Here is a 15560-nt window from a genome sequence, read left to right on the forward strand (position 1 = left end):
GGAGCGGACAACGGGGCTCGAACCCGCGACCCCAACCTTGGCAAGGTTGTGCTCTACCAACTGAGCCATGTCCGCTTGCGGGTTATTAATTTACGCGAGTTGTCCAAAAGACGCAAGTACTTTTTTCAAAAAACTTGTCTGCCGCATGTTCTTAGTAGCTAAACGCGCTAAAGCGATTGGCTAGGCACACGATTCCAGCGCTCCGCTAAACAGCTTCACCATCTGCACGCGCGTGCCGGCGCCGTCCGTACGACGAGCAACCTCCACGTTATCGACGAGCATACGCATAAGCTTGATGCCACGGCCGCGTTCCTCGGATGCGACCGGTTCGCTCGTTTCATCGATAGAATAGCCGGCACCTCGATCAAGCACCTCAACCACAACGCGATCGCCATAGGCCTGAACCGTCAGGACGCACCCGATACCGCCCGCATGGTCATAGGCATTACCCAGCGCCTCCCCCGACGCCAATGCGACATCGTAGCGCTCGTCACGGCGCAACGGAAGCGATTCAAGGAGTTCGGCGATGCGATGTCGGTAGTATGGAAGATTCTCGATACCCTGACGGACCTCAACGCTCTTACTCCAGCGAGGCAGCTCCCCCACCGGAATGGCAGGAATTGACTCCCGTGCCGGCCCCACGACATGAAGGATATCGACAAGACGAGCAATCTCCAAAAAGCGAACAACTTCACCTGATGCATTGACGAGCGAAAGCAGGCCTTCTCGCCTCATAAGCTCACGAGCGCGCGTAAGCAGGAATGCCAAGCCCGTAGAATCGATAAAGCTAACAGCCTGACAGTTGATGACGACACGACGCACGCCGCGGCCAATCAAAGCATCCAACCGCCGACGCAGCGCAGGCACCGTGGCGATGTCGATATCGCCTGGTGGCGTCAAAACCGCTATGTCATTCCACTCATTCATACGACCATGGTTCCCCAAAAAAGCCCACTCGATGCATTCGTTTCCCCAACCGTACGGATTCAGCCCGCCCAGCGTCGTCTATGAACGACCCCGTAAAAACTCAAGGGACACCAATGCAATGTCATCGTCCAGCGCCGATTCGGTAAATCGGTCAAGCTCGCCCAAGACCTTGCCGCAAATGCCCGATACGCCCTCACCCGAGACAGAGAGCAGAAGGTCGCGCAAGCGCTGCTCGCCAAAGAACGCTCCGGTGCGGTCGCGGGCCTCAATCGTTCCATCCGTATACATGAAGAGCATGTCGCCGGGGGCAAACGTAAACACGCCTGTCTCGTACACCATGCTCTCAAAGGCACCGATTACGCCCGATTGGCATCCAAGCAGCTCAACCTCTCCCCCACGGGCCTCGCCGCCACCCAGCGGCATCGACTCTGGCCTGATGACCATGGTCGGAGGATGGCCCGCCGAACAATACGTTGCGCGTCCGGCTTTAAGGTCAATCTTGGCGATAAAGGCCGTCACGAACGTCTCGACCCTCGAAAAGCCCATGAGCATGCTGTTAAGGGAGCGTGCCATGCGGGCCGGTCCAGCGCCCTCCCAGGCATATGCCGTCAGGGCCGTCTTGACGAGCGCGGACATCGATGCGGCCTCAATGCCTTTGCCAGACACATCACCCAGAATCATGACGGCGCAGTCGTCGGGAAGACGAATGAGCGTATAGAAATCGCCTCCGACCAACGCCGAATTCGTGGCCGACAGGTACACCGAATCGGTTGCGATACCCGGAACATCCCCCAGGGAATTTCTCATGCCAATCTGGAGCGTCTGAGCGATATGGCGCTCCTCGCGCTTTTGAGATTCGCCTTCGTAGATCAGTTCAAAGTCATGCGCCAAGTGCACCAAGTAGTCATATTCAAGGTCATCAATCGGCTCTTGGCTACCATCACGAAGCAGCAGCGCGCGCGTCGTCGGGCTCTTCGCAACAGAAGCAGGAACAATCGCGTCGTTACTGTGCTTGCCATCGCCCTCAGAGCGCGGGTGCCCCGCCTCGATGCCGGAGTCGACGTAGAGACCTTGACAAGGCAGACCATGCGCCCTAAGCCAGCCTCCCATAGGCATCGATTCGTCAACGCGAGTTATACGGACGTGTTTAAGGTCCTCGGCACTCGTACCCCCCAAAACAGATGCCTCAAAGCCATCAGGGCCAGCCCCCAGACGTGCCGCTGGCGCCGTCGTGGAAAAGAAAAGCTTCTCGGGATCGTCCGGCAAAGCAACGCGACTGCCGCCTTCAAAATCTATGACGTAGGAATCCAGACTGGCGTCATACTCAACAGGGCAAAAATGGCAGTTGAGCATATTGCAGATCTCGGACGATACCGCCTGGGTAGCCGCGACGGAATCGTCTAGAAAGGTAAACAACTCATCACGTAAGACATTGAGCGAGCGGCCAAGCTCGGCCGTGCGACGAGAGCGAAGACTCGATGCCATGCCGACCAGTTGGATAGACAAGTAATCGCAAATGACCTCGAGTACATTAACGTCATAGGCGAGCGGTGCCTGGGGGCGTTTCCAACCAACTTCCAGCACGCCAAGGATCTGCGTACCGTAAAAAACGGGAAGACAGATCTCGCTGCGGTACGGAGGCATATCCTGCACGCGCAACAGGTGCTTAGAACGATTGTCCAAGTCCATGAACATACCGGAGGCGGCCTTATCGCCCTCAAGGTCCTGTTGAATCGACAAGCGACAGGCACGCGACTCACGAAGAACATACGTCGGAATGCCAGCGCCATACGGCAAAAACTCAGGCAGGTAGCTGTCGTACAGCTCCTTGGAAACACCGCGAAGTTTAAAACCGCCGCTCTCAGAAAAATAGATAGCGGCACCCGAAGCATCGAGCGTTCCTACAAGCTGGTTCAAAACAGTATCAAGCAGGCTGGGTAACTCATCGGAGCCCACAGTGCTCATAATGACCGAGAGCGTGCCAGAGAGACGCTTGTTCGCCACTCTAAGCTCCGATAACGCACGCTTGAGTTGACGGTCGTGAGAATACTGTTCTTCGATGCTATGGAGCGCCACCAGGACACGTGGCGCGCGGCGCCCAAAGATGCGTGGAGGCGTCACGGAGCCCGCACGAACCAAGACGGGGATAAAGGAGCCGTCACTCAGCTTGAGCATCAGTTCGTTCTCGGAGCCATCAGTTTCAAATGGCAGACGATGTTCCGTCGCACGTTCAAAAGCGGATGAGTACAGGACGTCTTTAACATCTCCACCGATGACGTCGGCGCGTTCCTCGCACATCAAACCAAGTAAGCGATTATTCACATGCAGAATTGTTCCGTCGAGCTCGCAGATGATGACAGCATCGCTCGTGATCTCGACTAGTTGGGCAACGTCTGCCCACTCGTTGCGTTCAAGCGTTTCCATCGTGGACCCCACCGTCTATCGGTAACAAAAAAGCCTCCGAAGAGGCTTCTCAAATGCGATGGTGTCGGAGGCGGGACTTGAACCCGCATGACCAAAAAGCGGTCACTAGCACCTCAAGCTAGCGCGTCTGCCAATTCCGCCACTCCGACATGCTATGTTGTTGATTCGCGGTCCGTTTTGTTGGACCCGCGTGTTCAACGAGGAAGATAATAACCTATGATTCGAGAACTGTGCAAGCACTTTTTTCAAAAAAGTTTACGAATTTGTAAATGCGCTGGTAGATCTATATGTTCGGCCCCGAATCGGTGTTGCCTCCCGGCGCGTCCTCGGGCATGAGCGATATTTTGCTTCGCACTTCGTGCTGCAAAATATCGCTCCCCCTGCGGAATGCGCCGGGAGGCAACACCGATTCGGGGCCTGCAAATACATACTTCAGGCACAGTTCTCAAACATGTTCTGGGAGCTGATATAAATTTAGTGGCTCGGCTTTGCCTAGCCCTTATATAAGGAGGCCGGAGCTAAAGCTCCGGCCTCGCTATCTTTCCCATTAGATTAAGTGAGCGATCAAGGAATCGCACCCCCTCTGCAGTGGTAACACAGGGCCCGTGCTGGACTTAGTTTTCAGAACATTCCGCAGACCAGGAAACCCCCTTATCCGCGGCTCCGAAGGAGCAGGATAAGGGGGTTTCCATGGTCGAGGACGTTCTGAAAACTAAGTCCAGCACGGGCCCGGACAAACAACCTACTACAGGTCGATGTGCGATTCCTTGATCGGGAACGGCTCCGCGAAGTGGCACGCGCAGCAGTGACCAGGTGCAACTTCCTTAAACTCGGGAAGCTTCTCAGAGCAGATACCCTGAGCGATCGGGCAGCGAGTGTGGAAACGGCAACCGGTCGGCGGATCCAGCGGCGACGGCGGGTCGCCAGCGAGGATGATGCGCTTGCGGGTCTTCTGGATATCAGGATCGGGAACCGGCACGGCAGACAGCAGCGACTGCGTGTACGGATGGTGAGGCTCGCTGTAGAGCGTCTTCCAGTCCGAAACCTCGACCATCTTACCCAGATACATAACGGCAACGCGATCGGAGATGTGCTGCACGACGGACAAGTCGTGGGCGATAAACAGATATGCGGTACCGAACTTGTCCTGGAGCTCCTTCAGTAGGTTCAGAACCTGGGCCTGAATGGACACATCCAGAGCGGAAACCGGCTCGTCGCAGATAATCAGCTTGGGCTTCAGCGCAAAAGCGCGGGCAATGCCGACACGCTGACGCTGACCGCCGGAGAACTCATGCGGATAGCGGTTGATGTGCTCGGGGTTCAGTCCAACGACGTCGAGAAGCTCGCGGACGCGCTCAATGCGCTCCTCCTTGGTACCCACGCCATGAATGGTCATGGGCTCGGAGACAATCTCTCCGATGGTCATACGAGGGTTGAGCGAAGCATAAGGATCCTGGAAGATAAACTGCATCTCGCGACGCATGTCCTTGATCTCATGCTTGCTCATCTCGGCAACATCTTTGCCCTGGAAGAACACCTTACCGGCGGTCGGCTTGGTCAGACGCATGATGGTGCGGCCCGTCGTGGACTTGCCGCAACCAGACTCGCCAACCAGACCAAAGGTCTCGCCAGGATAAATCTCGAACGAAATGTCATTTACAGCAGAGACGACACGCTTGGAGAAGCGCTTGGCGAACATGCCGGACTCAGCGGGAAACTCCTTAGAGAGGTGCTCGACCTTCAGCAGCGGAGTGCGCTCGTTGGTATCTGCCATTACGCCTCGCCTCCCTTCTTGGAATCCTTGCGCGTACGGGACGTCTCAGGAGCGTTCTTGAGGAACTCGGGGTCACCGGAGTAGTGGCACGCAGAGTAATGACCAGACTCGGTGACAACGCGCTCGGGGCGCTGCTTGCGGCACTTGTCCGTCGCATAGGGGCAGCGAGGAGAGAAGACGCAGCCCTCAGGCAGGTTCATGAGCGAAGGCGGGTTGCCGTGAATCGGCGTAAGAGGCTTCTTCTCTTCGATGGCCTGCTCCGGGATGGAGCGGATAAGGCCCCAGGTGTAGGGGTGGCGGCTCTCGTAGAAGATTTCCTCAGCAGTACCGAACTCGACGGGACGGCCGGCGTACATAACCATGATCTTGTCAGCCATATCGGCGACAACGCCCAGGTCATGGGTGATCATGATGATGGCGTTGCCGTTCTTCTCCTGCATTTCCTGCATAAGCTCAATAATCTGAGCCTGAATGGTAACGTCCAAGGCAGTCGTGGGCTCGTCGGCAATCAGAATATCGGGGTCGCAGGCAAGAGCCATAGCGATCATGACGCGCTGACGCATACCGCCAGAGAACTGGTGCGGATACTCATTGACGCGCTTTTCGGGCTCGGGAATGCCAACGAGGTCCAAAAGCTCGGTGGCGCGCTTGAGCGCCTCCTGCTTGGAGTAGCCACGGTGCAGACGAAGACCCTCGCCTACCTGCTTGCCGATCTTATAGACCGGGTTCAAGGAGGTCATAGGATCCTGGAAGATCATCGCGATATCGTTACCGCGAATGTGCTGCATCTCTTCCTCGGTCATCTCGAGGATAGAACGACCGCGATAGCGAACGTCGCCGCCCTCAATCTTTCCCGGAGGCATCGAGATAAGGCCCATGATGGTCATGGCGGTCACGGACTTACCGGAGCCGGACTCACCGACGACGCCCAGGGTCTCGCCGCGATCGAGCGTGTAGGAGACACCGTCGACAGCGCGAACGACGCCATCCTCGGTGTGGAAATACATCTTTAGGTCATCGACCTCGAGCAGATGCTGGCCCTCGGGAACCGGCTGGTCCTTCAGGTCCACATAGTTCTTGTTCTTCTTCATCCTTATGCGTCCTTCATCTTGACGTCGAGGGCGTCGCGCAAACCGTCACCCAGCAGGGTGAAGGCGAGCACCGTCGAGAGAATTGCCAGACCGGGCATGATCATCATCCAGGGAGCAGTCAGCAGATACTGCTGACCGTCCTGAATCATGGAGCCCCACGAAGGCGTAGGCGGAATAACGCCCATGCCGAGGAAGGACAGAGCAGACTCGGTCAGGATGGCGCCACCAATGTTCATGGTCGCGTAGACCACGATGGAGGCGACGGAGTTCGGGAAGATGTGACGCACGACGATACGAGCATCAGATGCACCCATCGCGCGCGCAGCATCAACATAGTCGTTTTCCTTGACGGTCAAGATCGCAGAGCGGAAGACGCGCGCAATCGAAGGCCAGCCGAGAATACCGATGGCGATAAAGACGTTCTGAAGACCGCGGCCGATAACGGCGATCATGGCGACAACGAACAGCACGTACGGGAACGCCAGGAAGATGTCCGCACAGCGCATGATGATCGTATCCCAGATGCCGCCGTAGAAACCGGCCAGAGCACCCATGACCAGACCGATCAGCGTGGAAATCGCGGTGGCCATAATTCCGACAGACAGCGAAACGCGCGCACCGTAGATAACGCGGACGAGAATGTCGCGACCAAGGGCGTCGGTGCCAAACGGGTGCTCTGCACACGGAGCCAACAGCGACGTCTCGGCCATGGTGGTCGAGTCGGAAGCCGTCGGCGAACCAAGCCAGGGCTTAGCCCACAGATCTGCGGTCAGGGCAACCAAAACGACGATGATGATCCAGCAGACACCGATAACGGCGAGCTTGTTCTTGCGAAGACGCTTAAAAGCGTCGCCCCACAGCGTGCGGGACTTGGCGGGAGCAGATGCGGCCTTGGTGGCGGTAGCCTGCTCCTGAGACTGAGAATCAGTTTCCTGCATGAGACGTACCTCCCTTAGGCCTTATCCGACGGACCGCCAAGGCGGATGCGCGGGTCGAGGAATGCATAGCTAATGTCGACGAGCAGGTTGATCACCATGACGACGACAACGATGAGCGTAACGCCGCCCATAACGATGGGCCAGTCACGCATGCTAATGGCGCGATAGACCTCGTAGCCGATACCGGGCCAGTTAAAGACCGTCTCGGTCAGGATGGCGCCCGAAAGCATGCCACCAAAGTCGACACCAATATAGGTAACGACGGGGATGAGTGCATTCTTAAGCGCATGCTTGACGATGATCGCGCGATTGGAGAGACCCTTGGCCTTTGCCGTACGGATGTAATCCTGGTTCATGACGTCAAGCAGCTGCGAGCGCATAATGCGGGCGGCATAAGCGGTCGAAACCGAAGCCAGCGTAATGGTCGGAAGCACATAGTGCATCCAATCCTGATACTGAGAGCTGGAACCGCCGGCACCCGAGATCGGCATGGAGATTGCACCGCCCGTAGCGTCCTTGAGGATGACGCCAAAGAACAGCTGCAGCAACATACCGAGCCAGAAGGCCGGGACCGCAACGAGGATCGACGTGGTGAGCGTTACCAAAATATCCCAGAAGGAATAACGCTTTACCGCCGAAATGATACCCGCGCCGATACCCATAATTGCCTCGAGCACGATGGCGCACGCGGCAAGTTTGACCGTATACGGATACTTCTGGGCAAAGATTTCCGTAACCGGCAGCTTGCGCTGATACGAATTGCCCAGATCGCCATGAAGCAGGCCGTTCATGTAATACAAGTAACGGTCCACGAGCGACGTTTGAACGGGGTCGCCGTTCTCGTCAAGGATCGCGTTGCCGTCCTCGTCCGACTGGACCAGGTGATAGCGGACGCGAAGCTGAAGCTCCACCTCGGGGGACAGAGCCTTGTCTCCACCGATCAGCTTGATCGGATCTCCCGGCACGATATTCTGAAGGGCGAACAGAATCAGCGTAACGCCCAAAAACACCGGGATGAACTGAAGCACACGTTTAACGATGTACTTACCCATACCACTCCCCTATCTAGGGATTAACCTAAATGGGATGCCGATCGCCAGACCGGCATCCCAAAATTACCATCAGCCAGTTTACCCCAGGTTAGGGAGAACTGTATGTTTCCCATGAGGTCTACGTAAATACTTGACCCTCACGGAAGCTGCAAACTCTTAGGCGAGCTCAGCGGTACCCAGATCGGCGTGCTTCTGCGGATCGACATAGAGGTGCTTGATGCGATCGGAGCCGGCGATGGTGTGCGTGTAGAACATAATCGGGATGACCGGGCAGTCGGCAGCGACCATTGCGTCGGCCTCCTGCATCTTAGCGACGCGCTCCTCGTCGTCAACAATAGTACGAGCCTCGTCGACCTTGGCGTCGAACTCGGGGTTGTTGTAACCGGAGCGGTTGTCGCCACCGAGGGAGTCGGAGTGGAACAGCGGATACAGGAAGTTGTCCATGATCGGGTAGTCGGCAATCCAACCCAGACGACCGAACTGATAGTTAAAGTTCTGATACTGCTCGAGCAGGGCAGACCACTCAGGGGTATCGGAGACAGCGGTAACGCCAACCTTGGCGAGGTCGCCGATGATGGACTCCATGATCTCCTTGTGACCGCCGTCCTGGTTGTAGGACAGGGTCACGCTAATGCCACGATCCCCGTTAGCGCCAGCGGGAGCAACCTTGTCGAGGTACTCGTTAGCCTTGTCGACATCGTAGGCGCAGAACTCCCATGCGCCCTCCTTGTAGCCATCGATGCCCGGAGGAACAATGCCGTCGGCAGGGGTACGGGTACCCTTGAAGATGGTCTTGCAGATGGCCTCACGGTTAATGGCCAGGGAGATGCCCCTACGCAGGTCGGCGTTGTTGAACGGCTCGGCCGTGGTGTTGCAGGTCAGATAGTACGTGGAAGGCTCGGCGCCGAGCAGCATGCGTTCTCCGTCACCCATGGTGTAGCCGTCCTTGGACACGCCGCGATCCTTCTTGGCGGCATCGATCTGAGCGACGGGAACGTCGCAGACATCGAGGTTACCGGCCTGGAACTCCTTGTAAGCGGTCTCCATGTCCTTGATGACCTGGAAGTGGATGCCATCGATCTTGGCCTTGTCGCCATAGTAATCGTCGAACTTCTTGACGTTGATCTCCTGGCCATCCTCCCACTTGCCGTCCATCATGAACGGGCCGTTACCGACCGGGGCAAGATAGAAGCTCTTGACATCGGACTCGGCGCACTCGGGAACCGGGGCCAGAGCCGGATGAGAGGCGACGAAGGGGAAGTCAGCGTAAGCGGAAGACAGCTTGACGACGAGGGTCTCATCGTCGGGGCACGTAACACCGCTGAGCTCGGTAGCGTTACCGGCAAGCAGGTCGTCATAACCCTCGACCATGGAAAGGTGATAGGAGACCTCGGAAGGACCGTACTCGGTAGCGATGGCCGACTTGGTGTTGACCAGACGCTCCCAACCGAGCTTGAAGGACTTGGAGGTAACGTCGTCACCGTTGTGGAACTTGGCCTTCTTGATCTTGAAGGTAAACTCGGTGGCGTCGTCGTTGGACTCAAAGGACTCGCAAGCCAGCGGAACGATCTCGCCCTTCTCGGCGTCGTAAGAGGTCAGAGCGTCAAAGAGCTGGTACTCGACCTGAGTGCCCTGGTCCTCCTGGACATTGTAGGGGTCGATGCAGACCGGGTTGTTGATGTAGAAGTTCAGCGTCGAACCGGACTCAGAACCGGAAGCGTCGCCACCCTTCTTGCCACATGCGGCAAGAAAAGCCATGGAGCTCGCAGCAAGGGTGCCGCCAACAAAGGCGCGACGACCCATAACGGGCTGGTGGAACATAGAATCAGCCATGCCATCCTCCTTATGAGATAGGACAAAGAAATGTTCAGTCGGACACATGTCGAAACAATCCGATCCGAACCATCAAAACGCCGCCCGCTGCTATGGCTGGTTATGCACAACGGACCAACGTTTTGCAATACAGTAGCGCATTTTATACACAATTTGGGGCTAATTCCGGTTAACGGTCGAGAATTTCTTTAGTTGGGCGAAGTATGTGGGGATATTTTGACTCTGTTACAAATATGTAAACAAAAAGGGTCCCGCACTTACGGGACCCTTTTTGAATATTTATGCGGCTCGTGCTTAGTAGCCGACGATGCCCTGCGGGAAGAAGAACATGCACAGCACGACGCACACGGCAAACACGACAGCCATGATGACGGTCAGGCGGTCGAGGTTCTGCTCCATGACGCCCGTGGCAGAGCTGGAGTTATACAGCGAGCTAGCGATCATATCCGAAACGCCGGTGCCCTTACCGGAATGCATCAGGACGAGAATCGTCAGCGCCACGGCAGAGACAGCCCAAACGACAAACAGAAGAATCTGGAACGGACCCATAGATAAGCTCCTTAATAGAACGGTTTAAACTCCAGTACTGTACCACAATCCCCCGCTCTCCCCTACCTGCCACTCAAGGACGGGGTGGAAATGGCAGAAATACCAAAAAGGGGGTTGTCCGGTTGTGGACAACCCCCTTACTAGAAAACGGTATTTGTTTTCTATTAGGCCTCGGTGGCGAGCACGCGGCCCGTCATCTCGGCGGAAGGCTCAATACCAGCCATGGTGAGCATGGTCGGAGCGATATCGGAAAGACGGCCGTCCTCGATACCGGTGAGCTCGGCCTTCTCATCAACGATGATGAACGGCACACGGTTGGTGGTGTGAGCAGTGAACGGATGCTTAGAACCGTCGCAAGCAACGTCAAACATGTGATCGGCATTGCCGTGGTCGGCGGTAATCAGCGCAAAGCCGCCCTTGGCGAGAATCGCCGGGACAACCTTAGACAGGGCATCGTCAACGGCCTCGACGGCCTTAACGGCGGCGTCAAAGACACCGGTGTGACCAACCATGTCGCAGTTCGCGAAGTTCACGATGTAGAAATCAGCGCGATCATCGTTAATAGCGGCGACGAGTTTCTCGGTCACCTCGGGAGCGCTCATCTCAGGCTGCAGATCGTAGGTAGCGACCTTGGGGGAAGCGACGAGCACGCGCTCCTCGCCCTCCTTGGGCTCCTCGATGCCGCCGTTGAGGAAGAACGTCACGTGGGCGTACTTCTCGGTCTCGGCGGTGTGCAGCTGCTTCAGGCCATTGGCGGCGATAACGTCGGCCAGGACGTTCTCGGGGAACGTCTTGGGGAAGGCGACCTCGACGTCAAACGTCGGATCGTACTCGGTCATCGTCACAAAGTGCGAAAGCTTGATCTGCTCGCGCTCAAAGCCGTCGAACTCCTTGTCCGTGAACACGCGGGTCATCTGACGAGCGCGGTCGGGACGGAAGTTGAAGAAGATGGCCGCGTCGCCCTCGTGAATGCCCTCGTTGTGGGCAGCGAAGGGCTCGACGAACTCGTCGCCGCGCGGGTCCTTCTCGTAGTAGGCCTTGATACCGGCAACGGGGTCGGTATCAGCATCGGACGCGTTGACCATGACGTCGTAGGCGCGCTGGATGCGCTCCCAACGATTATCGCGGTCCATGGCCCAATAACGGCCCGAGACGGTGGCAACGCGAGCGTCGCAACCGGTCTCCTCGGAGATCTTAGCCAGGAAGGCGCAGAACTCACTCATGTAACCGGCACCGGACTGCGGGTCAACGTCGCGACCATCCATGAAGGCGTGGACGCGAACGGTCTTGACACCGTGCTCGGCAGCCATCTTGACCAGAGCCTCGACGTGGTTCATGTGAGAATGAACACCGCCAGGGCTCATAAGGCCCATGAGGTGGAGAGTCTTACCGTCAGCCTTGACATCGTCCATAGCCTTGACGAAAACCTCGTTCTTGGCGATGGAGCCGTCCTTGATGGCATTGTTGATGCGCGAAAGCTCCTGGAACACGATGCGGCCGGCACCGATGTTGAGGTGACCCACCTCGGAGTTACCCATCTGGCCGTCGGGAAGGCCCACGTCCTCGCCCGAAGCACCGAGCGTGGTGTGGGGGTACTTCTCGTACAGGCCATCAAGGAAGGGCGTCTTGGCAGCGGCGACGGCGTTCTCGCCATCGGCCGGAGCAAGGCCGCAGCCATCCATGATAATCAGGAGTGCAGGAAGATGACGTTGTGCCATATGTCCTACTCGCCTGCCTTGACGACCATAGAGGCGAAGTCGGCAGCCTTGAGCGAAGCGCCGCCCACGAGGGCGCCGTCAACGTCGGGCTTGGCGACGAGCTCGGCGATGTTGCCGGGCTTGGCGGAACCGCCATACAGCACGCGGATGCCGTTAGCGAGCTCCTCGCCGAACATCTCCTTGAGGGTCTCACGGATAGCACCGCAGACCTCCTGAGCGTCCTCGGCGGTAGCGGTCTTGCCGGTGCCGATGGCCCAGATGGGCTCGTAGGCGACGACGACCTGCTTGGGGCAGGTGATCTCAAGACCAGCAAGGCCAGCCTTGACCTGGTTCACGACGTGCTCGACATAGGTGCCAGCCTCGCGGACCTCGAGGGACTCGCCGCAGCAGAAGACGGGAACAAGGCCGGCGGCAACGAGAGCCTTAGCCTTCTTGTTCTGGTCCTCGTCGGTCTCGTGGAAGTAGTCGCGACGCTCGGAGTGACCGATGATGCAGTAGGTGCAGCCAGCGGACTTGAGCATGTCGCAAGAGGACTCACCGGTGAAGGCACCCTTGGCCTCCCAGTACACGTTCTGTGCACCGAGGGCGATGGGGGCAGCCTGAATGCGGTCATGAACCGTGGTGATGTCGATGGTCGGAGGGCAGACGAGCACCTCGACGCCAGCCGGAACCTCGGGCAGAGCCTGAGCCAGCTCGTCGGCGAGCTTGGCAGCCTCGGCGACGTCGTTGTTCATCTTCCAGTTACCAGCGATAAGAAGGGTGCGATTAGGCATCGAGAAGCGCCTCCACTCCGGGCAGGGCCTTACCCTCGACGAGCTCCATGGAAGCGCCACCACCGGTGGAGATCCAGCTCATCTTGTCGGCCAGGTTGAACTTGTTGACAGCTGCGACAGAGTCGCCACCGCCGATGATCGAGGTGCAGTCGGCCTCGGCGACAGCCTCGGCGATAGCCTGGGTGCCGTGAGCGAAGTTGTCGAACTCGAAGACGCCCATGGGGCCATTCCAGAACACGGTCTTGGCGCCCTTGACAGCCTCGGCGTAGAGCTCCTCGGTCTTGGGGCCGATGTCCATGCCCTCACGATCGTCGGGGATAGCGTCGGAAGCGACAACCTCGGGAACAGCGTCCTCGCCAAAGTGATCGGCAACGCGGTTGTCGATGGGGAGCAGGATCTTGACGCCCTTCTCCTCGGCCTTCTTAAGCATCTCGCCGGCGCGCTCGACCCAGTCCTCTTCCTTGAGGGACTGACCGACGGACAGGCCCTGAGCCAGGAAGAAGGTGTAGGCCATGCCGCCACCGATGATCAGGGTGTCAGCGGAGTCGATGAGGTGATCGAGAACGCCGATCTTGGAGGAAACCTTTGAGCCGCCGACGATAGCGACGAAGGGGCGCTCGGGCTCGGCGAAGATGCCGGTCAGCGTGTCGACCTCCTTCTCGAGCAGGAAGCCAGCGACGGCAGGCAGGTAAGCGGCGGGGCCCACGACGGAACCCTGGGCGCGGTGAGCGGTGCCGAAGGCATCGAGAACGAAGACGTCACCATAGGAAGCGAGCTTCTTGGCGATCTCGGGATCGTTCTTCTTCTCACGCTTATCGAAGCGGACGTTCTCGAGAACGAGAACCTTGCCCGGCTCGACGGCGGCGACAGCCTCGGCAGCCTTCTCGCCGTAAGTGTCGGCGACAAAGGCAACGTCAAGACCAGAGAGCTCGGCGAGCTTCTTGGCGACGGGCTCGAGGGACAGCTCGGGCTGGAAGCCGGTGCCCTCGGGACGGCCGAGGTGGCTCATGAGGATGACGCGAGCGTTGTGCTCAACGAGGTAGTTGATGGTGGGCAGGGCAGCCTTGATACGGGTGGTGTCGCCAACGACGCCATCCTTGATAGGCACGTTAAAGTCAACGCGGACGAGAACGCGCTTTCCGTCGACATCGATGTCGCGGACGGTCTTCTTGGTAAAGGCCATGTTTGCTTCTACCTTTCGTACGTGTCTGCCTCCCATTACGGCAGACGATTTCTTATAAAAAGGGCGCGACCCTAGGGTGTAAGCCCTATAAGGCCGCGCCCTTCTTTAGACGCTCAACGAGCTATTCGCTAAAAGCTAAATTAAGCAACGAACTTCTCGAAGTACTTGATGGTGCGGACCATCTGAGAGGTGTAGGAGTTCTCGTTGTCGTACCAAGAGGTGACCTGAACGAGGGTCTGGCCGTTGCCGAGGTCAGAACACATGGTCTGAGTGGCGTCGAAGATGGAGCCGTGGGTCTCGCCGATGATGTCGGTGGAGACGATGTCGTCCTCGTTGTAACCGAAGGTCTCGGAGATGGTGGCAGCGTAGGCCTTCATAGCAGCGTTGACCTCGTCGACGGTGACCTTCTTGTCAACGACAGCGTAGAGGTTGGTGATGGAGCCGGTCGGCGTCGGGACGCGCTGGGCGGCACCGATGAGCTTACCGTTGAGCTCGGGGAGAACCAGGCCGATAGCCTTGGCAGCACCGGTGGTGTTGGGGACGATGTTGACGGCGCAGGCGCGGCTACGACGCTTGTTGCCCTTGCGCTGCGGGCCGTCGAGCGGCATCTGGTCGCCAGTCCAAGCGTGAATGGTGGTCATGATGCCGGACACGATGGGAGCGAAGTCGTTCAGACCCTTGGCCATCGGGGCGAGGCAGTTGGTGGTGCAGGAAGCAGCGGAGATGATGTTGTCCTCAGCGGTCAGCGTCTCGTGGTTGACGTTGTACACGATGGTGGGCAGATCGCTGCCAGCCGGAGCGGAGATGACGACCTTCTTGGCGCCAGCGTTGATGTGGGCCTGAGCCTTAGCCTTGCTGGTGTAGAAGCCGGTGCACTCGAGAACGACGTCGACGTCGAGGTCGCCCCAAGGCAGGTTGTTGGCGTCGGCCTCCTTGTAGATCTTGATCTCCTTGCCGTCAACGGTGATGGAATCCTCGCCAGCAACGACCTCGTGATCGCGAGCGTAGTTGCCCTGCGTGGAGTCGTACTTCAGCAGGTAAGCGAGCATATCGGGAGAGGTGAGGTCGTTGATAGCGACGATCTCGGAGCCCTCATGACCGAACATCTGACGGAAGGCCAGACGACCGATGCGACCGAAGCCGTTAATAGCAACCTTTACTGCCATTGTGTCTCCTTTCGTAAGGCCCCCGCAAGCTACAGCGCCTGCCGTTGAGGCCCACAAACTAACCACTCGCCTAATATACCTTTTTTTTGACTTGAATTTCACGAGAATGCTCGAAATTGAAAATCAAATTTG

At 57.9% G+C, this 15560-nt stretch carries 12 protein-coding genes and 2 tRNA genes; all 14 read right to left on the reverse strand.

Features of this window, described 5'->3' with window-relative positions; all coding sequences use genetic code 11:
• Positions 1-2: 2 nt before the first annotated feature.
• Positions 3-75: transfer RNA gene (locus AB5750_RS07965), tRNA-Gly, on the reverse strand.
• 105 nt (positions 76-180) lie between these two features.
• Positions 181-927 (reverse strand): anti-sigma factor antagonist, encoded by a 747-nt coding sequence (locus AB5750_RS07970; RefSeq protein WP_161144847.1) that lies wholly within the window; start codon positions 925-927, stop codon positions 181-183.
• 78 nt (positions 928-1005) lie between these two features.
• Positions 1006-3351, reverse strand: a complete 2346-nt coding sequence (locus AB5750_RS07975; protein ID WP_368145528.1) for a GAF domain-containing SpoIIE family protein phosphatase — start codon at positions 3349-3351, stop codon at positions 1006-1008.
• 59 nt (positions 3352-3410) lie between these two features.
• Positions 3411-3500 (reverse strand) — tRNA-Leu (locus AB5750_RS07980).
• A gap of 596 nt (positions 3501-4096) precedes the next feature.
• Positions 4097-5125: an ABC transporter ATP-binding protein gene (locus AB5750_RS07985; protein WP_022094888.1), complete on the reverse strand. Its 1029-nt coding sequence runs from the start codon at positions 5123-5125 to the stop codon at positions 4097-4099.
• Positions 5125-6216 carry an ABC transporter ATP-binding protein gene (locus AB5750_RS07990; protein WP_022094887.1) on the reverse strand — a complete coding sequence of 364 codons (1092 nt, stop codon included), beginning with the start codon at positions 6214-6216 and terminating at the stop codon, positions 5125-5127. Before AB5750_RS07990 ends, AB5750_RS07985 begins: the two co-directional genes overlap by 1 nt.
• A 2-nt stretch (positions 6217-6218) precedes the next feature.
• Positions 6219-7154 carry an ABC transporter permease gene (locus tag AB5750_RS07995; protein WP_117770484.1) on the reverse strand — a complete coding sequence of 312 codons (936 nt, stop codon included), beginning with the start codon at positions 7152-7154 and terminating at the stop codon, positions 6219-6221.
• A 14-nt stretch (positions 7155-7168) separates the two neighbouring features.
• Positions 7169-8206, reverse strand: coding sequence for an ABC transporter permease (locus AB5750_RS08000; protein WP_022094885.1), 1038 nt, complete (start codon positions 8204-8206; stop codon positions 7169-7171).
• Between the two features lie 156 nt (positions 8207-8362).
• Complete coding sequence (locus tag AB5750_RS08005) at positions 8363-10039, reverse strand: peptide ABC transporter substrate-binding protein (protein WP_225093366.1); 1677 nt, start codon at positions 10037-10039, stop codon at positions 8363-8365.
• A gap of 294 nt (positions 10040-10333) precedes the next feature.
• Entirely contained in the window at positions 10334-10588 is a 255-nt protein-coding gene (gene secG / locus AB5750_RS08010) for a preprotein translocase subunit SecG (RefSeq protein WP_006236144.1), read from the reverse strand.
• A gap of 164 nt (positions 10589-10752) precedes the next feature.
• On the reverse strand, positions 10753-12306 hold the full coding sequence (gene gpmI / locus AB5750_RS08015; protein ID WP_368145529.1) for a 2,3-bisphosphoglycerate-independent phosphoglycerate mutase: 1554 nt from the start codon (positions 12304-12306) through the stop codon (positions 10753-10755).
• Positions 12307-12311: 5 nt separating this feature from the next.
• Positions 12312-13079: a triose-phosphate isomerase gene (tpiA, locus tag AB5750_RS08020; RefSeq protein ID WP_022094882.1), complete on the reverse strand. Its 768-nt coding sequence runs from the start codon at positions 13077-13079 to the stop codon at positions 12312-12314.
• The gene (locus AB5750_RS08025) at positions 13072-14262 is read right to left on the reverse strand and encodes a phosphoglycerate kinase (RefSeq protein WP_006236149.1); all 1191 of its coding nucleotides are present in this window, start codon (positions 14260-14262) and stop codon (positions 13072-13074) included. Before AB5750_RS08025 ends, tpiA begins: the two co-directional genes overlap by 8 nt.
• Before the next feature lie 140 nt (positions 14263-14402).
• The gene (gap, locus tag AB5750_RS08030; protein ID WP_022094880.1) at positions 14403-15428 is read right to left on the reverse strand and encodes a type I glyceraldehyde-3-phosphate dehydrogenase; all 1026 of its coding nucleotides are present in this window, start codon (positions 15426-15428) and stop codon (positions 14403-14405) included.
• Between the last annotated feature and the right edge of the window lie 132 nt (positions 15429-15560).

It is taken from the genome of Collinsella aerofaciens (genome assembly GCF_040926185.1).
GTDB lineage: Bacteria > Actinomycetota > Coriobacteriia > Coriobacteriales > Coriobacteriaceae > Collinsella > Collinsella aerofaciens_BC.